The sequence below is a fragment of the Sphingomonas sp. Leaf339 genome, from assembly GCF_001426195.1.
In the GTDB taxonomy this organism is placed as follows: Bacteria; Pseudomonadota; Alphaproteobacteria; order Sphingomonadales; family Sphingomonadaceae; genus Sphingomonas.
Window position 1 is genome coordinate 242318 of the sequence record NZ_LMRS01000023.1, and the last position, 26431, is coordinate 268748.

At 67.3% G+C, this 26431-nt stretch carries 32 protein-coding genes and 1 pseudogene; 26 read left to right on the forward strand and 7 right to left on the reverse strand.

Annotation, left to right across the window (positions count from 1 at the left end):
* Positions 1 to 186 precede the first annotated feature (186 nt).
* Genes ASG67_RS11390 through ASG67_RS11400 form a run of 3 tightly spaced genes read left to right on the forward strand, consistent with a single transcriptional unit; the run spans position 187 to position 1703 of the window.
* Entirely contained in the window at positions 187 to 744 is a 558-nt protein-coding gene (locus tag ASG67_RS11390) for a hypothetical protein (protein ID WP_156460772.1), read from the forward strand.
* Positions 741 to 1454: an OmpA family protein gene (locus tag ASG67_RS11395; protein WP_056529966.1), complete on the forward strand. Its 714-nt coding sequence runs from the start codon at positions 741 to 743 to the stop codon at positions 1452 to 1454. Before ASG67_RS11390 ends, ASG67_RS11395 begins: the two co-directional genes overlap by 4 nt.
* Positions 1455 to 1505: 51 nt before the next feature.
* A complete protein-coding gene (locus ASG67_RS11400; protein WP_056529969.1) occupies positions 1506 to 1703 on the forward strand; it encodes a hypothetical protein in 198 nt (65 codons plus the stop codon).
* Positions 1704 to 1905: 202 nt separating this feature from the next.
* Here the strand turns inward: ASG67_RS11400 and ASG67_RS11405 are convergent, their stop codons facing one another.
* Positions 1906 to 2361 carry a peptidylprolyl isomerase gene (locus ASG67_RS11405; protein WP_056530570.1) on the reverse strand — a complete coding sequence of 152 codons (456 nt, stop codon included), beginning with the start codon at positions 2359 to 2361 and terminating at the stop codon, positions 1906 to 1908.
* Positions 2362 to 2476: 115 nt separating this feature from the next.
* Between ASG67_RS11405 and mgtE the strand changes: the two genes are divergently transcribed.
* Both mgtE and ASG67_RS11415 read left to right on the forward strand, forming a co-directional pair.
* Entirely contained in the window at positions 2477 to 3880 is a 1404-nt protein-coding gene (mgtE, locus tag ASG67_RS11410) for a magnesium transporter (RefSeq protein ID WP_056529972.1), read from the forward strand.
* A 42-nt stretch (positions 3881 to 3922) separates the two neighbouring features.
* Complete coding sequence (locus ASG67_RS11415) at positions 3923 to 4327, forward strand: DUF1489 family protein (RefSeq protein WP_056529974.1); 405 nt, start codon at positions 3923 to 3925, stop codon at positions 4325 to 4327.
* Positions 4328 to 4334: 7 nt separating this feature from the next.
* Here the strand turns inward: ASG67_RS11415 and ASG67_RS11420 are convergent, their stop codons facing one another.
* The 3 genes from ASG67_RS11420 to ASG67_RS11430 all read right to left on the reverse strand — a co-directional run bounded on the left by ASG67_RS11420 (position 4335) and on the right by ASG67_RS11430 (position 7015).
* Complete coding sequence (locus ASG67_RS11420) at positions 4335 to 5048, reverse strand: hypothetical protein (RefSeq protein WP_056529977.1); 714 nt, start codon at positions 5046 to 5048, stop codon at positions 4335 to 4337.
* A 4-nt stretch (positions 5049 to 5052) separates the two neighbouring features.
* Positions 5053 to 6255, reverse strand: coding sequence for a toxic anion resistance protein (locus ASG67_RS11425; RefSeq protein WP_056529979.1), 1203 nt, complete (start codon positions 6253 to 6255; stop codon positions 5053 to 5055).
* Positions 6256 to 6385: 130 nt separating this feature from the next.
* Positions 6386 to 7015, reverse strand: coding sequence for a PEPxxWA-CTERM sorting domain-containing protein (locus ASG67_RS11430; RefSeq protein ID WP_162244348.1), 630 nt, complete (start codon positions 7013 to 7015; stop codon positions 6386 to 6388).
* Positions 7016 to 7213: 198 nt separating this feature from the next.
* Between ASG67_RS11430 and typA the strand changes: the two genes are divergently transcribed.
* The 3 genes from typA (at position 7214) to ASG67_RS11445 (ending at position 10856) form a co-directional block, all read left to right on the forward strand.
* Positions 7214 to 9058 (forward strand): translational GTPase TypA, encoded by a 1845-nt coding sequence (gene typA / locus ASG67_RS11435; RefSeq protein WP_056529986.1) that lies wholly within the window; start codon positions 7214 to 7216, stop codon positions 9056 to 9058.
* Positions 9059 to 9318: 260 nt separating this feature from the next.
* Positions 9319 to 10005: a hypothetical protein gene (locus ASG67_RS11440; protein ID WP_056529989.1), complete on the forward strand. Its 687-nt coding sequence runs from the start codon at positions 9319 to 9321 to the stop codon at positions 10003 to 10005.
* 35 nt (positions 10006 to 10040) lie between these two features.
* Positions 10041 to 10856 carry a shikimate 5-dehydrogenase gene (locus ASG67_RS11445; protein WP_056529992.1) on the forward strand — a complete coding sequence of 272 codons (816 nt, stop codon included), beginning with the start codon at positions 10041 to 10043 and terminating at the stop codon, positions 10854 to 10856.
* 1 nt (position 10857) lies between these two features.
* Here the strand turns inward: ASG67_RS11445 and ASG67_RS11450 are convergent, their stop codons facing one another.
* Positions 10858 to 11253 carry an EVE domain-containing protein gene (locus tag ASG67_RS11450; protein ID WP_056529995.1) on the reverse strand — a complete coding sequence of 132 codons (396 nt, stop codon included), beginning with the start codon at positions 11251 to 11253 and terminating at the stop codon, positions 10858 to 10860.
* Between the two features lie 122 nt (positions 11254 to 11375).
* Here ASG67_RS11450 and ASG67_RS11455 point away from each other — a divergent pair, with 122 nt between their 5' ends.
* The 3 genes from ASG67_RS11455 to ASG67_RS11465 all read left to right on the forward strand — a co-directional run bounded on the left by ASG67_RS11455 (position 11376) and on the right by ASG67_RS11465 (position 13308).
* Positions 11376 to 11768 (forward strand): hypothetical protein, encoded by a 393-nt coding sequence (locus ASG67_RS11455; protein ID WP_056529998.1) that lies wholly within the window; start codon positions 11376 to 11378, stop codon positions 11766 to 11768.
* Positions 11769 to 11849: 81 nt separating this feature from the next.
* Entirely contained in the window at positions 11850 to 12152 is a 303-nt protein-coding gene (locus ASG67_RS11460; RefSeq protein WP_056530001.1) for a DUF3297 family protein, read from the forward strand.
* A 94-nt stretch (positions 12153 to 12246) separates the two neighbouring features.
* Positions 12247 to 13308, forward strand: coding sequence for an SDR family oxidoreductase (locus ASG67_RS11465; RefSeq protein WP_056530004.1), 1062 nt, complete (start codon positions 12247 to 12249; stop codon positions 13306 to 13308).
* Between the two features lie 318 nt (positions 13309 to 13626).
* Here ASG67_RS11465 and ASG67_RS19835 read toward each other — a convergent pair.
* Both ASG67_RS19835 and ASG67_RS11475 read right to left on the reverse strand, forming a co-directional pair.
* A pseudogene (locus tag ASG67_RS19835) lies at positions 13627 to 13746 on the reverse strand (PEPxxWA-CTERM sorting domain-containing protein); the annotation flags it as partial.
* Positions 13747 to 14360: 614 nt separating this feature from the next.
* Positions 14361 to 16220, reverse strand: a complete 1860-nt coding sequence (locus ASG67_RS11475; RefSeq protein WP_056530010.1) for an ABC-F family ATP-binding cassette domain-containing protein — start codon at positions 16218 to 16220, stop codon at positions 14361 to 14363.
* 88 nt (positions 16221 to 16308) lie between these two features.
* On the opposite strand from ASG67_RS11475, the gene ASG67_RS11480 reads away from it, so the two are divergent.
* From ASG67_RS11480 to ASG67_RS11550, 15 genes are all read left to right on the forward strand, one after another.
* Entirely contained in the window at positions 16309 to 17433 is a 1125-nt protein-coding gene (locus ASG67_RS11480) for an 8-amino-7-oxononanoate synthase (RefSeq protein WP_056530013.1), read from the forward strand.
* Positions 17430 to 18047: a dethiobiotin synthase gene (gene bioD, locus ASG67_RS11485; RefSeq protein ID WP_056530016.1), complete on the forward strand. Its 618-nt coding sequence runs from the start codon at positions 17430 to 17432 to the stop codon at positions 18045 to 18047. Before ASG67_RS11480 ends, bioD begins: the two co-directional genes overlap by 4 nt.
* Positions 18044 to 19324, forward strand: coding sequence for an adenosylmethionine--8-amino-7-oxononanoate transaminase (locus ASG67_RS11490; protein WP_056530020.1), 1281 nt, complete (start codon positions 18044 to 18046; stop codon positions 19322 to 19324). Before bioD ends, ASG67_RS11490 begins: the two co-directional genes overlap by 4 nt.
* Positions 19325 to 19472: 148 nt before the next feature.
* On the forward strand, positions 19473 to 19874 hold the full coding sequence (locus ASG67_RS11495) for a hypothetical protein (protein ID WP_056530023.1): 402 nt from the start codon (positions 19473 to 19475) through the stop codon (positions 19872 to 19874).
* On the forward strand, positions 19871 to 21181 hold the full coding sequence (locus tag ASG67_RS11500) for a DNA-packaging protein (protein ID WP_056530024.1): 1311 nt from the start codon (positions 19871 to 19873) through the stop codon (positions 21179 to 21181). The genes ASG67_RS11495 and ASG67_RS11500 overlap by 4 nt, the downstream gene beginning before the upstream one ends.
* 35 nt (positions 21182 to 21216) lie before the next feature.
* On the forward strand, positions 21217 to 22338 hold the full coding sequence (locus tag ASG67_RS11505; RefSeq protein WP_056530027.1) for a phage portal protein: 1122 nt from the start codon (positions 21217 to 21219) through the stop codon (positions 22336 to 22338).
* Positions 22335 to 22640: a DUF6127 family protein gene (locus tag ASG67_RS11510; RefSeq protein ID WP_235535168.1), complete on the forward strand. Its 306-nt coding sequence runs from the start codon at positions 22335 to 22337 to the stop codon at positions 22638 to 22640. The genes ASG67_RS11505 and ASG67_RS11510 overlap by 4 nt, the downstream gene beginning before the upstream one ends.
* On the forward strand, positions 22640 to 23002 hold the full coding sequence (locus ASG67_RS11515) for an HK97 family phage prohead protease (RefSeq protein ID WP_056530576.1): 363 nt from the start codon (positions 22640 to 22642) through the stop codon (positions 23000 to 23002). The genes ASG67_RS11510 and ASG67_RS11515 overlap by 1 nt, the downstream gene beginning before the upstream one ends.
* A gap of 22 nt (positions 23003 to 23024) precedes the next feature.
* Positions 23025 to 24026: a phage major capsid protein gene (locus ASG67_RS11520; protein WP_056530030.1), complete on the forward strand. Its 1002-nt coding sequence runs from the start codon at positions 23025 to 23027 to the stop codon at positions 24024 to 24026.
* A gap of 50 nt (positions 24027 to 24076) precedes the next feature.
* A complete protein-coding gene (locus ASG67_RS11525; RefSeq protein WP_056530579.1) occupies positions 24077 to 24577 on the forward strand; it encodes a head-tail connector protein in 501 nt (166 codons plus the stop codon).
* Complete coding sequence (gene gp17, locus ASG67_RS11530; RefSeq protein ID WP_056530033.1) at positions 24574 to 24987, forward strand: tail completion protein gp17; 414 nt, start codon at positions 24574 to 24576, stop codon at positions 24985 to 24987. The genes ASG67_RS11525 and gp17 overlap by 4 nt, the downstream gene beginning before the upstream one ends.
* On the forward strand, positions 24984 to 25388 hold the full coding sequence (locus tag ASG67_RS11535; protein WP_056530035.1) for a phage major tail protein, TP901-1 family: 405 nt from the start codon (positions 24984 to 24986) through the stop codon (positions 25386 to 25388). Before gp17 ends, ASG67_RS11535 begins: the two co-directional genes overlap by 4 nt.
* On the forward strand, positions 25385 to 25693 hold the full coding sequence (locus ASG67_RS11540; protein WP_056530038.1) for a gene transfer agent family protein: 309 nt from the start codon (positions 25385 to 25387) through the stop codon (positions 25691 to 25693). The genes ASG67_RS11535 and ASG67_RS11540 overlap by 4 nt, the downstream gene beginning before the upstream one ends.
* Positions 25690 to 25881 (forward strand): phage tail assembly chaperone, encoded by a 192-nt coding sequence (locus ASG67_RS11545; RefSeq protein WP_056530041.1) that lies wholly within the window; start codon positions 25690 to 25692, stop codon positions 25879 to 25881. The genes ASG67_RS11540 and ASG67_RS11545 overlap by 4 nt, the downstream gene beginning before the upstream one ends.
* Positions 25874 to 26425, forward strand: coding sequence for a hypothetical protein (locus ASG67_RS11550; protein ID WP_056530044.1), 552 nt, complete (start codon positions 25874 to 25876; stop codon positions 26423 to 26425). Before ASG67_RS11545 ends, ASG67_RS11550 begins: the two co-directional genes overlap by 8 nt.
* The last annotated feature ends 6 nt before the right edge of the window (positions 26426 to 26431 follow it).

The following is a 26431-nucleotide window of genomic DNA, read 5'->3' on the forward strand; positions in this document are numbered from 1 at the left end:
ACAGCCGTAACGATCGAACGTGTTTCGCCACCGGATCGCCCCGAATGCCTGTCATCGGCTCGCCGCGTTATGCAGATATGCGTCCTGTCTCGTCACCTCGGTCGGCCCCGCCATTTGGCAAGGTCGTTACGGAACCAAAACTTTTGCCCCCGGTTCGTCACGAGAACAGAAAAAGGGAGTGGATGGATGCGCGAGGTTGGTTCGACAACGTCAATCATACTGCTGGCCGTGATGGCGGGGGCATGTTCGTCCCCTTCCCCTTCTCCGTCCCAACCCGCCGCCAACGACGCGGCCCCAGCGCAGCCGACGCGCACCAACGATAGCGTCGCCGCCCCCGTGGCCAGCATCCCCGCCGACCCGCGTACGATCGCCGTCAACGTGCAGGGCGCCGCGCCGGTGGGCGTCACCCTGCGCGTGAAGAGCGTGGAACTGGGGACCGATGCAACCACGCTTGATGTCAGCGCCTCCTATGGCGGCACGATCACGAACAGCCTCGAACTGGCCGGCAACGGCACGTATCTGCTCGCGGCCAATGGTGATCGCCTGATGCTGAAACCGCCACAGGACAACCAGTCGCTCCGCATCACGCGGGGCCAGACGATGGACGGCAAGCTGGTGTTCCTCGGTGCAGTGGCGCCCGATGCGAAGTCGATCAAGCTGGTGGTGAACGACAATAACGACGGCAACAGCATCATTTCGCCGGGCCTGACGATGGTCATCCCGCTGGACGGTACGGCGCGGTGACGCGGCCCGCCACGGTGCGGAGCATCGGCGCGGAGGCATGGTTGGCCGCCGCCGGCCTCCTGATGCTGGCCGGGTGCGGCGACAGCCGGCCGGCGCCGCGCAGCCTGAAGGACGAGGCCAGTAGCTTTCATGTCGTCGTCGATGCACCGGAGAGCCGGCTGACGCTCGTCGGTGCCGATAGCGCGGGCGGCACGACCGGGCCGGAAAGCAGCTTTGCCCCCGCCGGGGAGCCCGCTTCCGTGTTTCGCGCGGCGGAGGTGGCGCCTGACCGGCTGGCCCTGACCGAAAGCCTGCTGTCCGAACTGAAAGCGCGGCAGGGCGGCGATCGATCGATCGTCATCGACCTGCCAGCCGACATCCTGTTCGATTTCGACAAGGCCAGTTTGCGGCCCGACGCCGAACAATCACTGCGCAAGGCCGCCGAGCTGTTGGGCAGCTATCCGACCGCGCCCGTGAAGGTGAATGGGCATACCGACGGCAAGGGCACCGATGCCTATAACGACCCGCTGTCGTTGCGGCGGGCGCAGGCGGTGGCGGCGTGGCTGAAACGTAACGGCGATCGTGACGCGACGGTGGCGGGCTTGGGCAAGCGCCAGCCGGTAGCGGATAATGTGAAGTCCGACGGCAGCGACGACCCTGACGGTCGCCAGCGCAATCGCCGCGTGGAAATCGTCATCCAACCCGCCGCCGGTGGCGCGACAGAGGAGTAGGACGGTATGGCGTTGATCTCATGTCCCGAATGTCGGCAAAACGTATCCGACATGGCCCCGGCCTGTCCGCGTTGCGGCTATCCGGTGGCGGGTGCACCGCGATCCGGCCGTGGCGTCGACAGCGGTGTCGCTGGCAAGGCGGTGGGCGCGATCGGCGGATGGCTGATCGTGCCATGGATCGCTCGCATGGTGGCGATGGCGATGTTCTGTATCGTGCTGATCGTCATGTTTTTGAAGGGGCGCGGCTGACGACAGACCCGTCCGTCGACAAACGCTGTCCTACACGGCTCGATAATGACATGAATCGCCATCGGTCGTGTTCGGCACGCGCGCTGGTTTTCGATCGTGGCAACGCCGAGCACGGGAGCGTTTTAGGCCTAACCTTAGCCTAACTTTCCGCCGCTGATGGCAGGTCGTCCGCTGCGCACCGGCACAGCGGACGACCCGGATATCAGGCGGCGCGCATCTTGACGATCTTGCCCGGCTCGCGCGGGGGCTCGCCCTTGGGGAGGGCATCGATCAGCTCCATGCCGTCCGTCACCTGGCCCCAGACGGTGTACTGCTTGTCGAGGAAGCGGGCGTCGTCGAACACGACGAAGAACTGCGAGTTCGCCGTGTCCGGCTGGTTCGTGCGGGCCATCGAGCAGACGCCGCGGACGTGCGGTTCGGCGGAGAATTCAGCCTTCAAGTTCGGCTTGTCGCTACCGTGCATGCCGGTGCCGGTGGGGTCGCCTCCCTGCGCCATGAATCCGGGGATGACGCGGTGGAACACGACGCCGTCATAGAAGCCGTCATTGGCCAGCTCGACGATCCGCTCGACATGCTTGGGGGCAAGATCGGGGCGCAGCTTGATCGTCACGTCGCCGCCGTCGAGCGTCATCGTCAGCGTTTCGGGGGTATCGGCCATGGTGATTTCCTTTGATGCTATTCCGTGCGGCGGCAGATAGGTACGCATTCCGCCGCTGGCAAATGATGCTGCATCGCGATAGGGCAACCCTCGCGCAGACAGCAGGGAGGCGGCGATGAGCACCAGCGAGCTTCCCGACATCGAGGTCGAGGCCGAAACCGAGCTGGACGAGGACGACCATCTGCGTCCCGAGTTCATCCGGGCGGTGCTGGACGCGGTAGCGGACGGCAATGACGAGGAAGCGCGCTCGCTGGTCGAGCCGCTGCATCCCGCCGATCTGGCCGATCTGTTCGAGCTGACGCCGGGCGAACAGCGCGCGGCGCTGGCCCGCGCGGTCGCATCGTTGCTCGACGCCGACGTGTTCGCGGAGATGAACGATTACGTCCGCGAGGACCTGATCGACGCGCTCGAACCGCATGAGATCGCCGATCTGGCCGCCGAGCTGGATACCGACGACGCGGTCGCGATGATCGAGGACATGGACGAGGACGAGCAGCGCGCCGTGCTGCGCGCGCTCGACCCCGACGATCGCGCCGCGATCGAGGAGGCGCTGTCCTATCCCGAGGAATCTGCCGGCCGCCTGATGCAGCGCGAGCTGATCGCGGTGCCGGAGCATTGGACCGTCGGCGATGTCATCACCTATCTGCGCGGCCATGAGGAACTGACCACCGATTTCTGGGAAATCTTCGTGGTCGATCCCGCGCACCGGCCGGTCGGCACCTGCGCGTTGTCGTGGATACTCCGCACGCCGCATTGGGTGCCGGTGGCCGATGTGATGGCGCGCGAGCAGACGCTGATCCCGGTCGACATGGATCAGGAAGAGGTCGCGCTGCGGTTCCAGAAATACGCGCTGATCTCCGCTGCCGTCACCGATGGTGGCGGGCGGCTGGTCGGTATGATCACCGTCGATGACGTCGTCCACATCATCCAGCAGGAGGCGGGCGAGGACGTGCTGCGCCTGTCCGGCGCGGGTGAGGGCGACATCAACGAACCGATCCGCTTCACGGTCAGGACGCGGTTGACGTGGCTGGTGGTCAACCTGGGTACGGCAATGCTGGCGGCGTCGGTCGTCAGCCTGTTCGAGGGGACGATCGCGCGGTTTGCGCTGCTTGCGGTGCTGATGCCGATCGTGTCGGGCATGGGCGGTAATGCGGGGACGCAGACGCTGGCGGTGGTCGTGCGCGCGCTGGCGACGAACCAGCTAACCTCGTCGAATACGGTGCGGATGATCGTGCGCGAATTCCGGATCGCGGCGGCCAATGGCCTGTCGCTGGGGGTATTGATAGGGGCGGGCACCTTCCTCGTTTTCGGCAACCGGGATCTGTCGATCGTCATCGCGCTGGCGATGGTCATCAACAATCTGGTCGCGGGTCTGGGCGGGGTGATCGTGCCGGTGACGCTGGACCGGTTTCGGATCGATCCGGCGGTGTCGTCGGCGGTGTTCGTGACGACGATGACGGATGTGATGGGGTTCTTCTCGTTCCTGGGTCTGGCAACACTGTGGGGGTTGGGTGCGTGAAGCGCGCTTGATCGCGCGCCGGTCATGCCCAGATGGGCTGGCATGGCGCTTCATCTGACCAAAGTGGCGTTCGGCGCGACCAGCGTCGAGCATCTGGCCGAACGGCTGCGGATGCGCGCGGCGGAGGGTGGCATGTATCTGACCACGCGGTATTTGCCCAAGCGGCATGAGGAGATCACGGGTCAGGGATCGCTGTTCTGGATCATCAAGCACCAGTTGGTCGCGCGGTCGCCGATCGTGTCGTTCGGCGAAGCGGAGGGTGGCCGCGTGGCGATCCACCTAAATCCCGAGCTGGTGCTGGTACAGGCGCGGCCAAAGCGCGCGCATCAGGGCTGGCGCTATCTGGAGGAGGCGGATGCGCCGGTAGATCTGGGTGGCGACGGGACCGGAATCGCCGAGATGCCGGCAGCATTGATGGGGAAGCTGGCAGAACTGGCGTTGATCTGAGCCTCCGTCAGCCGGGGGCGCCGTCGCCGGTATATTTCATCTCGAGATAGCGGCCACGGGTCTGCAGGGAGTCGAGGTCACCCTGCGCCAGACGTTCGGTCATCGCGGCGATCTCGCGTTCGATGACTGACAGGCCGTCGACCAGTGCGGCATCGGGAGTACGGCCGTTGCGGTCGGTGCGGCGCAGGGGTTCGGGAACGCGGGCATAATCATCGACGAAGGCGGGAAGCTGCTCGCCGACGAGGCGACGGATTTCCAGCGCCGATTCGCTATTGGCATCGACGCGGGCGAGTTGCGGGGCAAGCGTGCCGAGGCGGTCACCGATGCGGTCGACCAGATGCTGGGCGGGAGCGGGGAGCAGGCGGCGTTGCGCGTGAAGCCAGCGTTCGGTCTGCGCGGGCAGCGCCTTGATATCGACGGTCTTCAGCTTTTCCGGCGGTGGCGCGCGGTCGCTGGCGGCAGGGAGGATCGCGAACAGCATGGCAACGCCGACGAGCGCGACCAGCGTCATGAACACCCCCATGATGCCGATCGGGGTGACGAAGCCGATCGCGAACGCCGCAACGAGCACCGCCAGCATCGCCAGCGCGATCCGCTTCACCCGACGGGCGCCCTGACCGCGCGTGCGCACAGAATTGCGCGGCGCAGCGGGCTGGCCGGTGTCCGAGATGCGCGACCAGGAGGAGCGCGCAGCGGCGATCGCGTCGTCGACTTCGCTCATGCGATTACAGCGCCTCCAGTCGATACTGGTCGGACGGGCCCTTCAGCGCGCCCTGTGATGCGCCTTCGGCACGGGCGATATAGCCGCGCGATTTTTCGACCTCGTTGCCCAACGTGTTGACGGTGGTCTTCATCGAATCGAGCGCCTTCATCTTGAAGGTGTCGATCGCGTCCATCGTGTCGTAGATGTTCTGGAACGCGCGTTGCAGCGTTTCGATCGGGATCGTCGCGCTAGCCGCCTGTTCATGGATGCGGGCGGTGTTTTCCTTCAGCAGCTTGCCGGTCGAATCGATGATGTTGGCGGTGGTGGTGTTCAGCTGCGTGATCTGTTCCAGCACCAGTTTCTGGTTGGTCAGCGCCTGCGCCACGGTGACGGCGGTGCGCAGCGCCGCGACGGTGGTGGTGGAGGCGCGATCGACGCCCTTCACCAGCTCGACATTGTTCTTTTTGACCAGATCGAGCGCCAGATAACCCTGCACGGTGACCGCCATCTGGGTCAGCAGGTCCTGCGTCCGCTGGCGGGTGTAGAACAACGCGGTTTCGCGGATCGCCTTGGCTTTGGCGGGATCGGTGTGATCCAGGTCGTTGGCCTTGTCCTCCAGCTTGCCGTCCATCGTCTGTGACAGGTGGATCATCTGTTCGAGGCGACCCATCGCCGCCCACAGGTTCGCGCGTTCCGTATCGATCGCGGCGTTGTCCATCAGCAGCTCGTCCTTGCCGCTGGCGAGGCTCTTCAGGATCGAGCTGATATGCGTCTGCGAGGATTTGTACCCGTCGAAGTAATTGCGCATCTTGTTGCCGAACGGGATGATGCCGAACAGCTTTTGCGGGGCGGTCAGGTTGCCCTTCTTGCCGGGATCGAGATCCTCGACGACGCGGCGCAGTTCGGCCAGATCCTTGCCGACGCCGGTGTCCTGATCCATCGCCTTGACCGGGCGATCGAGGAAGCGGTTCGACTGGCCGGCGGCCTCGCGAATTTCCTTGGCACCCATCGCGGTGATCGCATCGACGCGGCGGCCGAATTCGGGGCTGTTCACGTCCTGCGCGACCAGATCGGCGACGAAGGTATCGACGCGGGAATCCAGCTCGGTCTTCTTGCCGTCGTCTACGGGGACGAGGCCGGCGGCCTTGGCAGCCGTGACGGTGGGCACCGGATCGGGCGGCGTCAGCACCAGTTCTTTTTCGGCCGTGGTCGTCTCGACGCTCATATCACCGTCCCGCTGTGCAATGAGCCGTCAAAATGCGCGGGTGACGCCGGCAAGACAAGTGCCTTATCGAAGCAATACACATCTAAAGATGGGGCCGGTCCCCGAACAGGCGAGAACCGGCCCCGTCCGGTCAGGCGAAACGGACGGCTGGACGGCGGCGCAGACGCAGGGTCAGGCCGATGGCGGCCATCCCCACGAACATCATCGCCCAGCTGGCCGGTTCGGGCACGGCGGCGGTCAGCATGGCGTTGTCAGGCGCGAAATCGGTCACGAAGGTGCCAGCGCCGACGCCGTTACGCGGCCACAGGTTCCAGCTGTAATCCTGCACCGCGAACCCGGTGCTGGCGAACAGCGTGCCGGACACGGCCAGCGAGAATGCGTTGCCGGCGATCGTCGCGGTCAGCGGATTGGCGCCGACGACGGCAGTGCCATCTTTGTTTACGCGCACGACCTGATTGAAGCGGACATTCGGCGCGCCGAGGCTGGCGAAGGGAGCATTGGCACCGGTGCCGGTGTTGACGCCGATGATATAAACGCCCGCGGTCGTCGCATCGATCGCACCCGCCATGGTCGCGCCCAGCGTAAACACGTTGGTGAGGGCGTTATAATCGACGGTGAACGACGTGACATCGAGATCAGCGGCCGCGCCGACATAACCGGGCGAGAAATCACCGATCGGATCGACGACCGTGGCCGCCTGTGCCGCCGGTGTAACCAGCATGGCGGCCGCGATCGTGGTGATAAGATAGAGCGTCTTCATGACAATCTTCCCGAAGCATTGGCCCATGGGAAATGGATTTTCCGGGCGACAACAGCTCCGGATCGGACTTAATCCCGATTAGTCATAAGGGCAACGATTCCCGCCGTCGTTGCAGCGCACCAATTGATGCCCTTCCCGAAAAGCGTCAGTTCGGCTATGAGCGCACGCAATTATAGCCCCAGACATTCAGGATTCCTCATGAGCCTCCGCAACGTGGCGATCATCGCGCACGTCGATCATGGTAAAACCACCCTGGTCGATCAGCTCTTTCGCCAGTCCGGCACGTTCCGCGACAACCAGCGCATCGAAGAGCGCGCCATGGATTCGAACGACCTTGAAAAAGAGCGCGGGATCACGATCCTTGCCAAGCCGACGTCGGTCGACTGGACCCCGCCGGGCGCGAGCGAATCGATTCGTATCAACATCGTCGATACACCCGGCCACGCTGATTTCGGCGGTGAGGTGGAGCGCATCCTGAGCATGGTCGACGGCGTCGTCCTGCTGGTCGATTCGTCGGAAGGCGCGATGCCGCAGACGAAGTTCGTGACCGGCAAGGCGCTGGCGCTGGGCTTGAAGCCGATCGTCGTGGTCAACAAGGTCGATCGCAGCGACGCGCGCATCCAGGAAGTGCTGGACGAGGTGTTCGATCTGTTCGTGTCGCTGGACGCCAATGACGAGCAGCTCGATTTCCCGGTGCTCTATGCGTCGGGCCGCAACGGTTACGCCTCGACCGACATGGATGCGCGCGAAGGCACGCTGATCCCGATGTTCGAGACGATCGTGAGCCATGTGCCGGCACCGGCGGTGGAAGTGGAGGGCGTGCCCTTTACCTTCCTCGTCACGCTGCTCGACCGCGATCCGTTCCTGGGTCGCATCCTGACCGGCCGCGTCAATTCGGGCACGATCAAGATCAACCAGCCGATCCACGCGCTGGGTGACGACGGCACGATCGTCGAGACCGGCCGCGCGTCGAAGATCCTGTCGTTCCACGGACTCGATCGCGTTCCTGTCGACGAGGCCAAGGCAGGCGATATCATCAGCCTGGCCGGCCTGTCGGTCGCTACCGTCGCCAACACGATCGCCGACATCACCGTCACCGAAGCGCTGCACGCACAGCCGATCGATCCGCCGACGCTGTCGATGCGGTTCGCGGTGAACGATTCGCCGATGGCGGGTCGTGAAGGCACCAAGGTGACGTCGCGCATGATTCGCGACCGCCTGTTCCGCGAAGCCGAATCGAACGTCGCCGTGAAGGTGACCGAGGCGTCCGACCGCGACAGCTTCGAAGTTGCCGGCCGCGGCGAGCTTCAGCTCGGCGTGCTGATCGAGACGATGCGTCGCGAGGGTTTCGAACTAGGCATCTCGCGTCCGCGCGTGCTGTTCGGTGAGGACGAGAACGGCAACAAGACCGAGCCGTACGAAACCGTCATCATCGACGTCGACGACGAGCATTCGGGCACGGTCGTCGAGAAGATGAACCTGCGCAAGGCGGAGATGACCGACATGCGGCCATCGACCGGCGGCAAGACGCGCATCACCTTCTCAGCCCCTTCACGCGGCATGATCGGGTATCACGGCGAGTTCCTGTCGGACACGCGCGGCACCGGCATCATGAACCGGCTGTTCGAGAAGTATGGCCCCCACAAGGGCAAGATCGAAGGCCGCAAGAACGGCGTGCTGATCTCGAACGGCACGGGCGAAGCCAACAACTACGCACTGGGTCCGCTGGAAGAGCGCGGCATCCTGTTCGTGGGCCATGGCGAAGCGCTATACGAGGGCATGATCGTCGGCGAGAACGCCAAGCCGGACGACCTTGAGGTCAATCCGATGAAGACCAAGGCGCTGACCAACTTCCGCGCGTCGGGTGGCAAGGACGATCAGGTGCGCCTGACCCCGCCGAAGCGCGCGACGCTAGAGCAGGCGATCGCGTATATCGACGACGACGAGATGGTCGAAGTGACGCCGAAGTCGATCCGGCTGCGCAAGCGCTATCTGGACGCGAACGAGCGCAAGAAGGCGAGCCGCGCAAAACAGGCCGCGTAAGGCGGGCCGGGCACGGCGCAGTGAAGCTGCACTGAGCCGAAGAGGCCCGCCCGGCCGGCCTCGCCACAGCGAGGACCGACGGCGCGGCTTTGCCGCGACGGGGCTGATGATAGAGAAGGGGTCGGACGGAAACGTCCGGCCCTTTTCTCGTTCTTGGCCGCCGTGACCGGCATCGCCCCGCCGGGATGGGAGGGGGTGGCCACGTGCCCGATCCGCTCTACACTCGACCGCCAGCCATGGGCCGGTGGGGAGGGAACAGGATGCCGATCGGCCTGAAATGGGTAGCGGTTGCGGTGATGGCGGGGGCGTTCGGGCTGTCCGTCGCGCATTCGACGCCGTTGGCGCAGGCGAGCGAGCCCGCGTCGCAGGACAAGCCGATCGTCGTCATCGGTCCCGACCAGCCGGACATCATCGTGACGGGCGAGCGACCGGCGATCAGGGGCGGTCTGTGGAAGTTCACGCGGTCTGCGACAATGGGAAACGGTTCGCGGTCGTTCCGTTTCGCTGTCTGCCTGCCCGACAGCGCGTTGGAAGCGGCGCTGCGGGCGATGGCGGGTGAGCAATCCGCGATGCCGCGAGCGATCAGGTGCAGTTCGCTGCGGCTAAAGGTTGCAGACGGGCGGATCAGGGGTGGCCGGTCATGCCTACGGCCGGTCAGCCAACCGGGCGCAAAGCCGGGCAACAGCAAACTTGATGTGTCGGGACGCTATGATGCGAAGCGGCTCACGATAAATTTCCTGTCCGACGACTTGTTCGACGGGATGCAACGGGGCGGGGGACCGGGTTGGAACCCGGATCGTCCACAAAGTCAGCGCTGGCAGGTGGAGGCGACACGAACTGGTGACTGCCCGGCGGAGCGTCGCCTCGATCAACGGACGCTGGAAGAGGTGGTGTTCCGGCTGTTCGATCCGGGTGGGTCGGATGACGACACGGTTTTCCCGGACTGATTGGCCGGATCGCCCTGCGACGGTATAGTGTCCCGATGACCAGCAAACCCCCGATCGGCCGCGATACGCGGTTATGTATGTCGCTTGCCACCCGGCCGGGTAATTTCGGATCGCGGTTCCATAACCGGCTCTATGAACTGATGGGGCTGGATTACGTCTACAAGGCGTTCACGACGACCGATCTGCCGGGTGCGATCGGCGGCATCCGGGCGCTGGGGGTGCGAGGTTGCGCCATATCGATGCCGTTCAAGGAAGATGTGATCGCCTTGCTCGACGGGTTGGCACGGTCGGCGGCGGCGATCGACAGCGTGAACACGATCGTGAACGACGATGGCGTGCTGACCGGGCATAACACCGATTATGCGGCGGTGGCTGCACTGATCGCGGAGGTCGATCCGGCGACGCGGTTCGTGCTGCGGGGATCGGGCGGGATGGCGAAGGCGGTGGCGGCGGCGATGCGCGATGCGGGCTTTAGTGACGGGGTGATCGTTGCACGTAACGAGGCGAAGGGGCGGCCGCTGGCGGACCTGTATGGCTTTGGCTGGCGATCCGAGTTGGGCGACGAGGGTGCGCCGCTGCTGGTGAACGTGACGCCGCTGGGGATGGCGGGCGGCGATGCCGATGCGATGGCGTTTCCGGGGGCGATGGTCGCGGCGTGTGAGGTGGCGTTCGACGTGGTGGCGATCCCGGCGGCGACACCCTTCCTGAACGCGGCCGAGGCGGCGGGGAAGCGGCGGATCACCGGCGCGGCGGTGGCGACGTTGCAGGCGCTGGAGCAGTTCGTGCTCTACACGGGGGTACGGCCTAGCGATGCGCAGGTGGCAGAGGCGGAGACTTTTGCGCGGGGGTAGATCAGCCCTTTGCCAGCCGTAGGATCACGGACCATTCCGTGTCGGTGATGGGGGAGACGGACAGGCGGGATTGGCGGATCATCGCCATGTCGGCGAGCGCCGGGTCGGCCTTCATCAGCGCGAGCGTCACCGGGCGGGCCAGCGGGACGTCGGCCGCAAGGGACGTGGAGACCCAGCCTTCGTCGCCATCGGGTTGCGCGGCGCGGGCGACGGTGGCGGTGCCGACCGCGGCCTTTTCCTTGCCGCTGTGATAGATCAGGACGTCGTCGCCGACCGCCATGGCGCGCAGGTGGTTGGCGGCGGTGTGGTTGCGGATGCCGGTCCATTCGGTCCGACCTTCGGCGACCAGATCGGTGAAGGAGTAACTGTCGGGTTCGGTCTTCACGAGCCAGCGCATGAACGTTCCTTAAACAGACGGTTCCGGGATCATTCAGCCCGACTCGGGCAGGGATCGCAACACGGTCGCACCATTGTGCGTTGGATCTGGCGGACCGGGCGTAACTGTATCGGAGGTTCGAGATGAACAATATGTTGAAGAAGGCCGGATTGGGCGCGGTGCTAGCCGCGACGGTGCTGACCGCAGCGGTGCCGGCAGAGGCGCAGCGTTGGGGTCGTGGCTATGGCTATCGCGACTATCGCGGGCATCGTGGCGGCGGCAACGGCGTGGCCGGCGCGGTGCTGGGTGGCATCCTGGGGTTGGGCGTCGGCGCGGCGATTGCGTCGAACAACAACCGCAACCGGTATTACGACCGTGGCTATTACGACGCGCCGCCGCCGCGGGTGGTGTATCGCGAGCGGTATTACTCGCCGCCGCCCCGGGTCGTGGTGCGGGAGCACTATTACGAGCCGGCCTATGATGACCGTGGCTATTACGATCGCGGTTATGACGGATATGGCGGCTACGGCTATTGATCGGATGACCGGCGGCGCGGGGAGCTATTCCCGCGCCGCTTTTTTGTGGCCGGACGGCATCGGCACCGCTAAGCGCGCGGCATGACCGACACGCCTCCCGATCGCCTTTCGATCAATTCCGACAGCCCGTATTTCGACCAGCCGCTGCTGGAGCGCGGGATCGGCATCCGTTTCAAGGGTGTCGAGCGAAAGGATGTCGAGGAATATTGCATCTCTGAGGGATGGATTCGGGTTGCGCTGGGCAAGAAGGTCGATCGCAAGGGTCGCGCGCTCACGCTGAAGCTGGTCGGCGAGGTCGAAGCCTGGTTCGAGCGGCCGGTTGCTGGTGAAGAGACAGCGGGCGACGAGCCGGCTGGCGACGCACAAGACCAGCCCACCGCCTGATCGACGATCGTCCGGGACCGATTGCGGCCCGGTGCGTTTGGCTCCGTGATAGAGCGGCCCGGTTCGTGGCCTCAGCCTTCACGGAGAATGAACGATGACACGTACGGCTTTGGTCGTGGGGACCAGCGGGATCGTCGGCAGCGCGACCGCCGCGCAGTTGGTGGCGGATGGCTGGGCGGTCCATGGTCTGGCGCGGCGACCGCAGGCGCAGGATGGCGTGACGCCGGTGGCGGCCGACCTGCAGAATGCAGCCGGCACGGCGGCGGCGCTGGCCGGGTTGAGCCCGGACGCAGTGTTCATCGCGACATGGTCGCGACAGGCGACCGAGGCGGAGAACATCCGCGTCAACGCCGCGATGGTCCGCAATCTGCTCGACGGCGTGCGACCGGCCGGGAGCGTGCGGCATGTCGCGCTGGTGACCGGGTTGAAGCATTATCTGGGGCCGTTCGAGGCTTACGGCAAAGGCACGTTGCCGCAGACGCCGTTCCGCGAGGAGCAGGGGCGGCTGGATGTCGAGAACTTCTATTACGCGCAGGAGGACGAGGTGTTCGCGGCAGCGGCGCGCGATTGCTTCGGCTGGAGCGTGCACCGGCCGCATACGATCATCGGTCGCGCGGTGGGCAATGCGATGAACATGGGCACGACGCTGGCCGTCTATGCGACGCTGTGCCGCGAACTGGGGCGGCCGTTCCGCTTTCCGGGGTCGGCGGCGCAGTGGAACGGGCTGACCGACATGACCGATGCGCGGCAACTGGCGCGGCATCTGGTGTGGGCGACGGAGACACCGGCGGCGCGGGATCAGGCGTTCAATGTCGTGAATGGCGACGTGTTCCGGTGGAGCTGGATGTGGGGGCGGATCGCGGAGTGGTTCGGGCTGGAGCCGGCGCCGTTCGATGGCAGCGTGATGCCGCTGGAGGAGCAGATGGCGGACGACGCCGGCGTGTGGCGCGGGATCGCCGAGCGCGAAGGGCTGGCGGAGGCCGACCTGTCGCGGCTGGCGTCACCCTGGCATACCGACGCCGATCTGGGGCGGCCGATCGAGGTGGTGACCGACATGGGCAAGAGCCGGCGGCTGGGGTTTCTGGATTACCAGCCGACCGACGATGCTTTCTTCAGTCTATTCCAGCAGTTACGCGCCCAACGGCTGATCCCGTGATCGCGGTGGGGCGCGGAAAGTTAGGCTAAGGTTAGGCCTAAACACTGTCCAATTCACTGGTAGCCGGTGATGCGAAAGAGCGGAGCCTGAGCGCTGCGACCGCCTTGTACCAGCGAGGGTCGGTATAGGACAGCGGGGGTGATTAACTTGCCAATTTTTTGGCCGATCAATCGATGATGGCTGGATCGCTGATTGGTAGCCCAAGTCGATGGCGGTAGTCTGCTCATTCGGGCATGGCATGCGCACGGTCGTGCTGAAACCGCATCGACCAGCCGTCGATCTTGCGATCGCCGGCTGGTTTCGTTGTCTATCGCGGTGTCAGGCGGCGTACGTGACGCGGGTGGTGACCGCTCGACGACGGCGCATAGCGAAGCCGACGACGCCCATACCGAGCACCATCATTGCCCATGTCGTGGGTTCAGGAACAGCGGCTGTGATCGGAGAGATAGTCAGCTGACCATTGCCGAAGAATGGATTGATCAGGGTAAAGGAGCCGGTGAGGAAAGTCGGGTTACCGGGCGATCCGCTAAACAGGGTCGGGGCGTTGAACTGGGTGAAACCCAGATTGGCCGCGTTGATGCTCAGGCTAGAAAATAAGCCATTGCCGAAGCTGACCGTCGATGCCGTTCCTGCGACCCCACCAAATGTGCCGGCAACATTGTTGAACGAAAACTGATCTGAACCGAGGAACGTCTGTGAAAAAGCAGGCATCGGGTTCGAATCGAGCTGGAACACCGCCGTTCCCGAAGGACCGGAGAAGTTGAACAGCAGCGGTGCCGCATATGCTGGGGAGGCAGCCAGGACCATTGCGGTCACCATACCAAGCGCCAGTTTCTTCATGTTACCATCTCCATGCGTTCTCAACGCCGAGTCTGACGGCAGTGATCGCGGCGGAGCTACGGTCGTGGTCGAGGAAAGGTTTCAATATGAACGAGGCTGCGGTTTCCCGTTTTGGTACGGCCGGCGTCGCTCCTCACCAGCCTTATCGATCGATAAGATGGCGCGACGCCGTCATATTTAATAGCCGGTCAACACGATGGGCACGCCGCCCGTTACGCCGTCTCCAGCGCCTCGGTCGCTTCGAGCCATTTGGCCTCGACCGCTTCGATCTTGCCCTGCACTTCGGCGCGGCGTTTGCCGAGGTCGCTCATGCTGAGTTTGGCGAAACGAGGTTCGGCGCCGGCGGGGTCGAACATCGCGCGGTCTAGGGCGTTGCGCTCGGTCGTCAGGCGGGCGGTGTCGGCTTCGAGGTCGCGGATGGTGCGGCGGAGGGCGGTTTCGCGGTCGCGGGCGTCGGTGGCCGCTTTCTTGTTCGCCTTGCGATCGGCCTTGCTGGCGCCCGCCGCGGGGGCGTCGCCCTTCAGGACGAAGGCGATGTAATCGTCGAGGCTGCCGTCGAATTCCTTGGCGGTGCCGTTATCGACCAGCACCAGCCGGTCGGCGGTGAGTTCGAGCATGTGGCGATCGTGGCTGACCAGCACGACGGCGCCGCTATAGGCGTTAAGCGCCTGCACCAGTGCCTCACGCGCATCGACGTCGAGGTGGTTGGTCGGCTCGTCGAGGATCAGCAGGTGCGGGGCGTCGCGGGTGATGAGGGCGAGCGCGAGGCGCGCCTTTTCGCCGCCGGACATCTTGCCGACCTTGCCGATCGCCTTGTCGCCCGAAAAGCCGAAGCGGCCGAGCTGCGCGCGCACCGCCGCGGGGCTGGACCCCTTCATGATGCGGGTCATGTGTTCGAGCGGGGTGTCGTCGGCGTCCAGTTCCTCGACCTGATACTGGGTGAAATAGCCGACCTTCATCTTGCCCGACGCGTTCATTTCGCCATCGATCGGCGCCAGCTGCGCGGCGAGCAGGCGGGCGAGCGTGGTCTTGCCATTGCCGTTGCGGCCGAGCAGCGCGACGCGGTCGTCGGGATCGAGGCGCATGTTGAGGCGCTTCAGGATCGGAATGTCGCTGTAGCCGACCGACGCCATGTCGAGCGTGATGAGCGGGGGGCGCAGTTCGGACGGATCGGGGAAGTCGAACGACAGCGACGGATCGTTGGCGAGTTCGGCGATCGGCTGCATCTTGGCCAGCATCTTCTGCCGGCTCTGCGCCTGTTTGGCGGTGGAGGCGCGGGCGGAATTGCGGGCGACGTAATCCTGCAGCTTGGCGCGCTGTATGTCCTGGTTGGCCTTGGCCGCCGCCAGCTGCGCCATGCGTTCGGCGCGCTGGCGCTCGAACGCGTCATAGCCGCCGGGATAGAGCGTGATCTTGCCGCCCTGCAGATGCAGGATGTGATCGACGACGTTGTTGAGGAAATCGCGTTCGTGGCTGACGACGACGATCGTCGCGGAATAGGATTTCAGGAAATCCTCCAGCCACATGACCGCTTCTAGATCGAGGTGGTTCGACGGCTCGTCTAGCAGCAGCACATCGGGCTGTGAGAACAACAGCGCGGCAAGCGCCACGCGCATCTTCCAGCCGCCCGAGAAGCTGTCGAGCGGTTGCGCCTGCATCTCTTCGTCGAAACCCAGACCGAGCAGGATCTGCGCGGCGCGGGCGGGGGCGGTGTAGGCGTCGATCGCGATCAGTCGTTCGTACACGTCACCGAGCCGGTCGGGGTCTTCGCATGTCTCGCTCTCGATCATCAGCGCGGCGCGTTCGGTATCGGCGGCGAGCACGGTGTCGAACGGCGTTTCCTGACCGGCGGGCGCTTCCTGCGCGATATAGCCGAGGCGGCTGCCGCGCGGCATTTCCGCTGATCCCTCGTCGGGTTCGAGCAGGCCGGCGATGACGCGGACCATCGTCGACTTGCCCGCGCCGTTGCGGCCGATCAGCCCGACGCGGCTGCCGGGGGGAAGTGCCGCCGACGCGCCGTCGAGGATCGTGCGGCCGCCAAGGCGCACGGTGATGCCGTTGATGTTGAGCATGCGCGCGCCCCTAGCAGATTTATGCTGCGGGTGCGAGGGTGAGGATCGGGGAGTTTCGCGGGCGTCGAACGCGTCCTACAGCGCGGACATGACCCATCTTGCCGCCCATCGACATGATCTGGACCAGTTGGCCGCCATGGGACGGCGGCGATCGCTGGCGCCGCGGCGGGGGGTGGATTTCTCGTCGAACGATTATCTGGGGCTGTCGACCTCGCCGCGGCTGGCGGCGGCGGTCGCCGACGCGGTGGCGAGGGGCGTGGCGGTGGGCTCCGGCGGATCGCGGCTGTTGCGCGGGAACGACGTCGAGCATGAGCGGCTGGAGGACGAGGCGGCGCGGTTCTTCGGCGTCGAGGCGGCGCTGTTTTTCGGCAGTGGGTTTGCGGCGAATGCGGCGTTGCTGGCGACGTTGCCGCAGCGGGGCGATCTGGTGGTCCATGACGCGCTGATCCACGCCAGCGCGCATGAGGGGATGCGGCTGGGGCGGGCGACCTGCGTGGCGGCGGCGCATAACGAGGCGGGGGCGTTCGAGGAGGCCATTGCCGCCTGGAGAGCCGGGGGTGGCACAGGGACGCCGTGGATCGCGGTGGAGAGCCTGTATTCGATGGATGGCGACCGGGCGCCGCTGGGGGAGCTGGCGGTAGTGGCGGCGCGGCATGGAGCGATGCTGCTAATCGACGAGGCGCATGCGACGGGGGTCTGGGGACCGGGCGGGCGGGGGCTGGCGGCGGCACTGGAGGGGCGCGAGAATGTGATCTCGCTGCATACCTGCGGGAAGGCGCTCGGCGTCGAGGGCGCGCTGGTGTGCGGGCCGGCGGTGGTGCGGGACTTTCTGGTCAACCGGGCGCGGGGCTTCATCTTTTCGACCGCGCCGTCGCCGTTGATGGCGGTGGCGGTGGGCGAGGCGCTGCGGATTTTGGCGGACGAGCCGGAGCGGCGGGCGCGGCTGGCGGCGCTGATCGCGGTGGCCGGGGAGGTGCTGGCGCCGTGTGGGGTCACGGTGACGGGATCGCAGATATTGCCGCTGGTGATCGGCGAGGATGGCGAGACGATGCGGATCGCGGCGGCGGTGCAGGCGGCGGGATATGATCTGCGCGGGATACGGCCGCCGACGGTGGCGGCTGGGGCGGCGCGGTTGCGAATCTCGCTGACGCTGAATGTCGGGGCGGATGACGTGCGGGCGCTGGGCGATGTGTTGCGGGAGATGCGGCGATGACGATCGTGGTCACGGGGACCGATACCGACATCGGCAAGACGGTGTTCGCCGCTGCGCTGACGATGGCGCTGGGCGCGCATTACTGGAAGCCGGTGCAGGCGGGCACGGATGAGGGCGGTGATGTCGCCGGGGTGACTCGGCTGGGGGTGCCGGCGGCGCGGTGCCTGCCCGAAGCGTACCGGTTGCGGACGCCGTGTTCGCCGCACCGGGCAGCGGAGATCGACGGGGTGAAGATCGATCCGGCGCGGCTGGCGTTGCCGGTGGTGGACGGGCCGCTGGTGGTGGAGGGCGCGGGTGGGGTGCTGGTGCCGGTGACGCGGGAGCTGCTGTTTGCCGACCTGTTCGCGCGCTGGGGGCGGCCGGTGGTGCTGGTGGCGCGGACCGGGCTGGGGACGATCAACCACAGCCTGTTGTCGATCGAGGCGTTGCGGGCGCGCGGCGTGCCGGTGCTGGGCGTGGCGTTCGTGGGGGAGGCGGTGGAGGATAGCGAGGCGACGATCGCGGGCGTTGGGGGGGTGAAGCGGTTGGGGCGGTTGCCGAAGCTCGATCCGCTGGATGCCGGGACGCTCGCAGCGGCGTTCGCGACCGGGTTCGATGTGGAGGATTTTCGATGACGGGATCGTCGGTGTGGCATCCGTTCACGCAGCACGGGCTGGGCGAGGCGATCCCGCTGGTGACGCGTGCCGAGGGGGCGGTGCTGCATACGGCGGACGGGCGGCGGATCGTGGATGCGATCTCGTCCTGGTGGGTGACGACGCATGGGCATCGGCATCCGCGGATCGTGGCGGCGCTGCGGGAGCAGGCCGAGCGGCTGGACCAGATCATCTTTGCCGGGTGGACGCATGAACCGGCGGAGGAACTGGCGCGGGGGCTGCGCGCGATCATGCCGGAAAGCCTGACGCGGATATTCTATTCCGATTCGGGATCGACGGCGGTCGAGGTCGCGCTGAAGATGGCGCTGGGATACTGGCTGGCGCGGGGTGAGGCGCGGCCCAATGCCCGACATCGCATCTTGGTGATGGAGCATGGCTATCACGGCGATACGATCGGCGCGATGTCGGTGGGGGCGCGGGGCGTGTTCAACCGGGCGTATTCGCCGCTGTTGTTCGATGTGGAGACGGTGCCGTTTCCCGTCGCTGGGCAAGAGCAGGCGACGCTGGACGCGCTGATGCGGGCGTGCGCGGGTGGCGAGGCGGCGGCGTTCATCGTCGAGCCGCTGGTGCTGGGGGCAGGCGGGATGCTGATCTATCCGGCATGGGTGTTGCGCGAGATGCGGGCGATCTGTGCCAGCGCGGGCGTGCTGTTCATCAGCGACGAGGTGATGACCGGTTGGGGGCGGACGGGGACGCTGCTGGCGGGGGAGCAGGCGGGGATCGTCCCGGATATCCTGTGTCTGTCCAAGGGGCTCACCGGGGGCGCGGTGCCGCTGGCGGTGACGATGGCGAGCGAGGCGGTGTGGGACGCGCATTACAGTCGCGACCGGGCGACGATGTTCTTCCACTCGTCCAGCTACACCGCCAATCCGCTGGCCTGCGCGGCGGCGGTGGCGAATCTGGCGATCTGGCGCGAGGAACCGGTACTGGCGCGGGTGGCCGATCTGGGCGCGCGACAGGCAACACGGCTGGCGGCGCTGGCGGGGCATCCGGCGGTGTCGGGCGTGCGGCGGATCGGGACGATTGCGGCGTTGGAGATCGGCGGGCGGGACGGGTATCTGTCGGCGCTGGGACCGTTGTTGCTGCGTTTCTTTGGCGAGCGGGATCTGTTGCTACGGCCGTTGGGGGATACGGTGTATGTGATGCCGCCATACTGCATCGGCGATGACGATCTGGACCGGGTGTATGCGGCAATCGGCGAGGCGTGCGACCTGATCGCGGCAGGTGATTTCATTTAACCATATCGGTACATTGTGCTTGACAGCGCGACGCTGTTTGGGTACATACCGGGAACATCGAAGAATAGTCGAACGGGCCGGGGTGGTCGGGGCGGATGCTCCGGTTGCCGCCGGCCCGACGACGTTCGGATGAGCCGGGGGGCGGATCATGGCTGAGGTTGGGGAGAGGACGCTGAATGCCGTGCGGCGGCAGCGGTTTCTGGAAGTGCTGGCGGCGACGGCGAACGTGGCACGGGCGGCGCGCGAGACGGGGGTGGAGGCGCGGGCCTGTTACCGGTTGCGGCAGCGCGATGCCGGCTTCGCGGCGGCGTGGGAAGCGGCGCTGGACGAGGGCTATGCGCGGCTGGAGGCGCTGTTGCTGGCGGCGGCGATGGGATCGGCCGACGACAATGCGATCGACCGCAAGCTGGCGCTGGACGTGCTGGCGCGACGGGCGGCGCAGGGGCGGGGCGCGAAGGCGGCGAGCACCCGGCAGGTGCCGATCGAAGAGGTCGAGGCGACGCTGATCCGCAAGCTTGATGCACTGGATCGCAGGGCGAAATCGGCATGAGCGGCGGCGACCTGAAGTCGCTGATGGCGCGGCTGGCGGCGCATCCGCGGGTGGAATGGCTGCGGACGCTCAGGATGTTGTCGCATGGCGAATTGCGCACGCTGGACGAGCATTGGCCGACCTGGGCGCATGACGGGCAATTGCCGGGCCGCGACGACTGGTCATTGTGGCTGATCCGGGCGGGGCGCGGGTTCGGCAAGACGCGGGCGGGAGCGGAATGGGTGAGCGCGCTCGCCCGCGCCGACGGCAAGGCGCGGATCGCACTGGTCGGCGGCACGGTGGACGAGGTGCGCGCCGTAATGGTGGAGGGACCGAGCGGCCTGATCGCGCTGTGCCGACATGGCGAGGGATATGAATGGCGCAGCGGGATCGGCGAGTTCACCTTTTCCTCGGGCGCGAAGGCGTTCGTGTATTCGGCGGAGGCGCCGGAGAAGCTGCGTGGGCCGGAACACCATGCGGCGTGGTGCGACGAAGTGGCCAAGTGGCGGTACGGCGAGGCGACGTGGGACAATCTGATGCTGGGCCTGCGGCTGGGGGAGCGGCCGCAGGTGGTGGTGACAACGACGCCGCAGCCGAACAACCTGATGCGGCGGGTGATGGCGATCCGCGGCGTGCTGGAAACGCGCGGTGGCACCTATGACAATCCGCATCTGGCGGCGGCGTATATTGCGACGGTCGAGGAACGGTATGCCGGAACGCGCTTCGGCCGGCAGGAACTGGACGGCGAACTGATCGAGGATGTCGCGGAGGCGCTGTGGTCGCGCGCGCTGATCGAGCGACAGCGGGTCGGGCAGGCTCCCCCGCTAACGCGCGTGGTGGTGGGTGTCGATCCGCCGGCGGGGACGCAGGGTGATGCGTGCGGGATCGTCGCGGCGGCGCTGGGGCGGGATGGCCATGCGTATGTGCTGGAGGACGCCAGCGTCCGGGGACTGACGCCCGAGGGCTGGGCGCGTGCCGTGGCGGAATGCGCCGCGCGGCATGGTGCGGACCGGGTGGTGGCGGAGAAGAACCAGGGCGGCGCGATGGTGGAGAGCGTGCTGCGGGCGCAGAACGACACGATGCCGCTGAAACTGGTCCATGCCGTCGAAGGGAAGGGCGCGCGGGCCGAGCCGGTGTCGCTGCTCTATGAGCGGGGGCGGGTGTGGCATGTGGGGCGCTTTCCGGCGCTGGAGGACGAGCTGTGTGGGCTGACGCCGCATGGTTATGCGGGGCCGGGACGATCGCCGGATCGCGCCGATGCGCTGGTGTGGGCGACCGCGACCCTGATGCTGGGGCGTAAAAGCGAGGCGGGGGTGCGCGGGCTTTAGCCGGCGCCCACCACGATAAAACAAAGGGGACGATCATGAAATTGTTCGGTCGAAGGACCGGGCGCGATGAGTCGCGTCCGGCGTTGTCGGCGTCCGTGTCGCGGTCGGGCGTGCCGATCATGGGCGAATGGCCGCGCAGTTACGAAGCGCAGTTGCGCGATGCCTATGCGGGTAATGCGGTGGCGCAGCGGGCGGTGAAGCTGGTGGCGGAGGGCGTGGGGGCGGCGCCGCTGACCGGATCGGACCCGGCGCTGGTGGCGCTGGTCGCGGCGCGATCGGGTGGGCAGGCGTTGCTGGAGACGGTGGCGGCGCAACTGCTGTTGCATGGCAATGCGTATGTGCAGGTGCTGCGCGATGCGGAGGGCGGCGCGGCGGAGCTGTACGCGTTGCGCCCCGAACGGGTGGCGGTGGAGACGGATGCGGGTGGCTGGCCCGCCGCCTACCGGTATCGCGTCGGCGAACGCGTGGTGCGGTTGTCGGCCGATCCGGTGCAACCGCATGTGATTCACCTGAAGCGGTTCAATCCGCTCGACGATCATTACGGCATGGGGTGCCTGGGCGCGGCGGCGGGGGCGGTGGCGATCCACAATGCAGCGTCGCGTTGGGGCAAGTCGCTGCTCGACAATGCGGCGCGGCCGTCGGGCGCGCTGGTGTACGATCCGGGCGACGGATCGGCGCTGGCGCCGGATCAATATGACCGGTTGCGGGCGGAGATGGATGCCTTTGCCGGGGCGGGCAATGCCGGTCGGCCGATGCTGTTGGAAGGTGGGCTGAAGTGGCAGGCGATGAGCCTGTCGCCGGCCGACATGGACTTTGCCGGCACGAAGGCGGCGGCGGCGCGGGAGATCGCGCTGGCATTCGGCGTACCGCCAATGCTGCTGGGGCTGGCGGGGGATTCCACCCACGCCAATTATGCCGAGGCGAACCGGGCGCTGTGGCGGCTGGCGGTGCTGCCGATGGCGGAACTGGTGCTGGGGGGATTGGCGCAGGGACTGGCCGGTTGGTTCCCCGATGCGCGGTTGGGCATCGACATGGACCGGGTGCCGGCGCTGGCGGAGGACCGCGAGCGGGTTTGGCGATCGGTGGCGGCGGCGGATTTCCTGACCGGCGACGAAAAGCGTGCGCTGTTGGGGCTGGCGACGGAGACGTCGTCGTGACCGGCGCGGTGCTGGCGCAACTGATGGCGCAGGGGTCTCGCGAAGGTATCGATATCGCGACGTTGCGCGCGATCGCCGAGGAGGCGGGCGAGCTGGGCGCGACGCGGGCGCTGACGCGGCTAGGTTTGGCCGACGAGCGGGCGCCGCGCGATCTGGCGGAACTGCGCGAGCTGCTGGCGGCGTGGCGTGACGCCAAGAAGTCGGCGTGGCGGGCGGTGTTCCAGTGGCTCGTGAGGCTGGTGCTGGCGCTGCTGCTGGCGGGCATCGCGATGCGGCTGGGGTTCGAGGAGTGGCTCAAGTGATCCGCTTCGAGGGCTATGCCGCGGTGTTCGACCGGGTGGACCGGGCGGGCGACGTGATGCGCCGGGGCGCGTTCGGCGACGTCGTGCCGGTGCCGCTGTTGTGGGGGCATCGCGGCGCGGCGGTCGGCCGGATCGAGACGATCGCCGAGGACGCGCACGGGCTGCACCTCGTCGCGTCGGTCGATGATCCGGTGATGGCGGCGCTGGTGGTGAGCGGCGCGGTGGCGGGGCTGTCGGTCGGGTATCGCGCGGTGTCGGTTCGGCAGGGGGCGCGGCGCGAATTGCTGCGCGTGACGCTGGTCGAGGTGAGCCTGGTCGCGGTGCCGATGCAGGCGCTGGCGCGAGTGTCGCGGATTTTCTGAAGGTTCAACAAGGGAGAATGGCATGAACGTGGTCGAACGGCCGGCGCTGGATGGCGCGCGTGTAATGGACAAGGATGCCGGGTTCGCGGGCTTCGTGCGGACCGGCGCGACGATCGAGATGAAGGCGTTCACGGGGGTGAGCGGCGATGCGGGCGGCTATGCCGTGCCGCGCGAGATCGATGCGGTGATCGACCGGGCGCTGACGGCGGTGTCGCCGATCCGGCAGATCGCCAACGTGGTGAAGGTGGGATCGGCCGGTTATCGCAAGCTGGTGACGACGGGCGGTACGCCGTCGGGCTGGGCGGCGGAGACGGCGGGACGTCCGGGGACGGCCAGCCCGGTGTTCCAGGAGATCGCTCCGCCCACGGGTGAGCTATATGCCAACCCCAGCGCCAGTCAGGCGATGCTGGACGATGCGGCGTTCGACGTCGAGGAATGGCTGGCGGGCGAGATCGCCAACGAATTCGCGCGGGCCGAGGGGGCGGCGTTCGTATCGGGATCGGGGGTGAACCAGCCGAAGGGTTTCCTGATGCAGCCGGTAGCGACGACGGGCGATGCGACCCGCGCGTTCGGTACGATCCAGTATCTGGCGAGCGGGGCGGCGGGCGACTTCGCGGCCAACCCGCAGGAGCGGCTGATCGATCTGGTCCAGTCGCTGCGCACGCCATACCGGCAGGGGGCGTGTTTCGTGATGAACGCGGGGACGCTGGCGCGCATCCGCAAGTTCAAGACGAGCGACGGCGCGTTCGTGTGGCAGCCTTCGCTGAGCGCGGGGCAGCCGGCGACGCTGCTGGGCTATCCCGTCGTGGAGGCCGAGGACATGCCGGATATCGCCGGCGGATCGCTGTCGGTGGCGTTCGGCAATTTCCGCGCCGGATATTTGATCGCGGAACGCAGCGAGACCGCGATCCTGCGCGATCCGTATTCGAACAAGCCGTTCGTCAGCTTCTACGCGACCAAGCGGATCGGCGGCTGCGTCGCCAATGCCGAGGCGATCAAGCTCATGAAGTTCGCCGCCAACTGATGGTGGCCTCCCCTCCGCCGGCGACGGCGGAGGGGTTGGGGGAGATGGGCATGAACGGAACGGTGGCGCCGGCCGTGATCGCGGAAGCGGTCGCGGCGGCGAAGGCGATGCTGCGTCTGGAGGGATCGGGCGAGGACATGCTGATGACCCGGCTCGCGCGCACGGCGCTGGAGATGGGCGAGGCGTTCTGCGGGCAGCGGCTGGTGGCGCGCGAATTCACACAGGTGCTGGTGGGGACGGGCGACTGGCAGCGGCTGGGCGAGCGGCCGGTGGGCGTGATCGTCGCGGTCGAGGGGGTGCCGGACGACGCGTATGCGATCGACATCATGGCCGGGCGGGGGCGCGTGCGGTTGCCAGCGGGGACGCGGGCGACGGTGCGCTATGTCGTGGGGATCGCGGACAAATGGGGCGGAATGCCGGCGCCGGTCGCGCATGGCGTCGTACTGCTGACGGTGCATCTGTGGGAGAACCGGGGGACGGACGGCCTGCCGCCGCCGGCCGCGATTTCGGCGCTGTGGCGGCCATACCGGGTGATGGGGATCGGGGCGTGAGCGCGCGGGACGTGCTGATGGCGGCGGTCGTGGCGCGGGTGCGCGCCTTGCCGAGGTTGCAGGGCGTGACGGTGTTCGATGCGCCGCCGGTGCGGGCGGGACTGCCATATGTGCTGGTCGAGGAACCGGTGCTGGCGGCGACGGGCGCGCAGGGGTGGCGCGGCGTGGAGGGGCGGCTGACGGTGACGCTGGCGGATGCCGGCGAGCGGCCGGTGCGGCTGCGCGGGCTGGTCGATGCGGTGGAGCGGGGGCTGGCGACGATGCCGGCGGCGATCGGCGATGGCTGGCGGCTGGGCCGGATGCGGCTGGTGCGCAGCCGGCTGGTGGGGTCGGGCGGCGGCGATCGGTGGACGGGATCGGCGGAGTTCCAGCTGACGATGTGGCGACAGGATGGGGAGACGGAACGATGATCGAGAAGGGAAGCGCCTTTCTGCTGAAGGTGGGCGATGGCCAGGCGAACCCGGCGTTCGCGACGATGGCAGGGCTGCGCACGACGCAGTTGTCGATCAACGGCGAGGCGGTGGTCGTGACCAACAAGGATTCCGGCGGCTGGCGGCAATTGCTGTCGGGCGCCGGTGTGCGGTCGGTCAGCGTGTCGGGTGCCGGCGTGTTCACCGGATCGGCGGCGGAGACGCGGCTGAAGACGAGTGCGCTGTCGGGGGTGCTCGACGATTATCGGCTGAGTTTCGAGGGCGGCGAGACGATGACCGGGCGGTTCCTGGTCACGCGGCTGGACTATGCCGGCGATTTCAATGGCGAGCGTTCGTACACGCTGAGCCTGGAAAGCTCCGGTCAGGTGGTGGCGGCATGACCGCCAATGTGGCGCGCGGCGAGGCGGCGTTGCGGGTGAACGGCGAGGCGGTGGTGCTGCGGCCTTCGTTTGCGGCGCTGGTCGCAGCGGAGGGGGAACTGGGGCCGCTGTTCGCGCTGGTCGACCGGGCGGCGGAGGGGCGGCTGGGATTAGGTGAGACGGTGGCGTTGTTCTGGCACTGCGTCGCCGGGCGGCCGGACTGGCTGACGCGCGAGGTGATGGGCGACGCCGTGGCGGCCGGCGGGCTGGCGGCGGCAACGCCGGTGCTGCGCGTGCTGCTGGGGCAGATACTGGCGGGGCGATGATGTTCGGCGAGGGCGCGGCGCGGCTGGCGGGCTTTGCGGGGGCGGTACTGGGCTGGTCGCCCGATGCCTTTTGGGCAGCGACGCCGGCGGAACTGGGGGCGGTGGTCGCGGCGCTGACGGGGGAGACGGCGAGCCCGCCCGACGGCGCCACGATCGCGCGATTGAGGGAGGCGTTTCCGGATGGATGACGAGATCGACCGGATGATGATCGCGGTGCGCGCGGACACGACGGGCTTCGCGCGCGACGTGGCGCAGATGCGCAGCGAACTGGGCAACGGGCTGGGCGAGGGCGCGGACCGGGCGGGGCGGCTGATCGAGGGATCGCTGTTGCGGGCGGTGCGCGGCGGCAAGCTGGGCTTCGACGAACTGCGCAGCGTGGCGCTGAGGGCGCTGGACGACATTGCCGGGGCAGCGCTGCGTGGGGGTGTGCAGGCGCTGTTCGGGAGTGGCGGCGGTCTGGGATCGGCGCTGGCGGGGCTGTTGGGGGCGCCGGGGCGGGCGACGGGCGGGCCGGTGGTGGCGGGGCGGCCCTATACGGTCGGCGAGCGCGGGCCGGAGCTGTTCGTGCCGACCGCCGGGGGGCGGATCGAGCCGATGGCGACCGCTGCGGGGACGCGGGAAGTGCGGGTGGCGATCACCGTGAATGCCGGGACGGGCGAGGCGTCGGGGGCGCTGATGCAGTCGAGCCGGCAGGTGGCGCGTGCGGTGCGGGCGGCGCTGGCCGAGGGGTGAGGGAGG

Coding starts and splice junctions, on each gene's coding strand:
- ASG67_RS11390 (WP_156460772.1), top strand. CDS start 187: ATGCGCGAGGTTGGTTCGACAACGTCAATCATACTGCTGGCCGTGATG.
- ASG67_RS11400 (WP_056529969.1), top strand. CDS start 1,506: ATGGCCCCGGCCTGTCCGCGTTGCGGCTATCCGGTGGCGGGTGCACCG.
- ASG67_RS11405 (WP_056530570.1), bottom strand. CDS start 2,361: ATGGCCGATACCCCCGAAACGCTGACGATGACGCTCGACGGCGGCGAC.
- mgtE (WP_056529972.1), top strand. CDS start 2,477: ATGAGCACCAGCGAGCTTCCCGACATCGAGGTCGAGGCCGAAACCGAG.
- ASG67_RS11415 (WP_056529974.1), top strand. CDS start 3,923: ATGGCGCTTCATCTGACCAAAGTGGCGTTCGGCGCGACCAGCGTCGAG.
- ASG67_RS11420 (WP_056529977.1), bottom strand. CDS start 5,048: ATGAGCGAAGTCGACGACGCGATCGCCGCTGCGCGCTCCTCCTGGTCG.
- ASG67_RS11425 (WP_056529979.1), bottom strand. CDS start 6,255: ATGAGCGTCGAGACGACCACGGCCGAAAAAGAACTGGTGCTGACGCCG.
- ASG67_RS11430 (WP_162244348.1), bottom strand. CDS start 7,015: ATGAAGACGCTCTATCTTATCACCACGATCGCGGCCGCCATGCTGGTT.
- typA (WP_056529986.1), top strand. CDS start 7,214: ATGAGCCTCCGCAACGTGGCGATCATCGCGCACGTCGATCATGGTAAA.
- ASG67_RS11440 (WP_056529989.1), top strand. CDS start 9,319: ATGCCGATCGGCCTGAAATGGGTAGCGGTTGCGGTGATGGCGGGGGCG.
- ASG67_RS11445 (WP_056529992.1), top strand. CDS start 10,041: ATGACCAGCAAACCCCCGATCGGCCGCGATACGCGGTTATGTATGTCG.
- ASG67_RS11450 (WP_056529995.1), bottom strand. CDS start 11,253: ATGCGCTGGCTCGTGAAGACCGAACCCGACAGTTACTCCTTCACCGAT.
- ASG67_RS11455 (WP_056529998.1), top strand. CDS start 11,376: ATGAACAATATGTTGAAGAAGGCCGGATTGGGCGCGGTGCTAGCCGCG.
- ASG67_RS11460 (WP_056530001.1), top strand. CDS start 11,850: ATGACCGACACGCCTCCCGATCGCCTTTCGATCAATTCCGACAGCCCG.
- ASG67_RS11465 (WP_056530004.1), top strand. CDS start 12,247: ATGACACGTACGGCTTTGGTCGTGGGGACCAGCGGGATCGTCGGCAGC.
- ASG67_RS11475 (WP_056530010.1), bottom strand. CDS start 16,220: ATGCTCAACATCAACGGCATCACCGTGCGCCTTGGCGGCCGCACGATC.
- ASG67_RS11480 (WP_056530013.1), top strand. CDS start 16,309: ATGACCCATCTTGCCGCCCATCGACATGATCTGGACCAGTTGGCCGCC.
- bioD (WP_056530016.1), top strand. CDS start 17,430: ATGACGATCGTGGTCACGGGGACCGATACCGACATCGGCAAGACGGTG.
- ASG67_RS11490 (WP_056530020.1), top strand. CDS start 18,044: ATGACGGGATCGTCGGTGTGGCATCCGTTCACGCAGCACGGGCTGGGC.
- ASG67_RS11495 (WP_056530023.1), top strand. CDS start 19,473: ATGGCTGAGGTTGGGGAGAGGACGCTGAATGCCGTGCGGCGGCAGCGG.
- ASG67_RS11500 (WP_056530024.1), top strand. CDS start 19,871: ATGAGCGGCGGCGACCTGAAGTCGCTGATGGCGCGGCTGGCGGCGCAT.
- ASG67_RS11505 (WP_056530027.1), top strand. CDS start 21,217: ATGAAATTGTTCGGTCGAAGGACCGGGCGCGATGAGTCGCGTCCGGCG.
- ASG67_RS11520 (WP_056530030.1), top strand. CDS start 23,025: ATGAACGTGGTCGAACGGCCGGCGCTGGATGGCGCGCGTGTAATGGAC.
- ASG67_RS11525 (WP_056530579.1), top strand. CDS start 24,077: ATGAACGGAACGGTGGCGCCGGCCGTGATCGCGGAAGCGGTCGCGGCG.
- ASG67_RS11535 (WP_056530035.1), top strand. CDS start 24,984: ATGATCGAGAAGGGAAGCGCCTTTCTGCTGAAGGTGGGCGATGGCCAG.
- ASG67_RS11540 (WP_056530038.1), top strand. CDS start 25,385: ATGACCGCCAATGTGGCGCGCGGCGAGGCGGCGTTGCGGGTGAACGGC.
- ASG67_RS11545 (WP_056530041.1), top strand. CDS start 25,690: ATGATGTTCGGCGAGGGCGCGGCGCGGCTGGCGGGCTTTGCGGGGGCG.
- ASG67_RS11550 (WP_056530044.1), top strand. CDS start 25,874: ATGGATGACGAGATCGACCGGATGATGATCGCGGTGCGCGCGGACACG.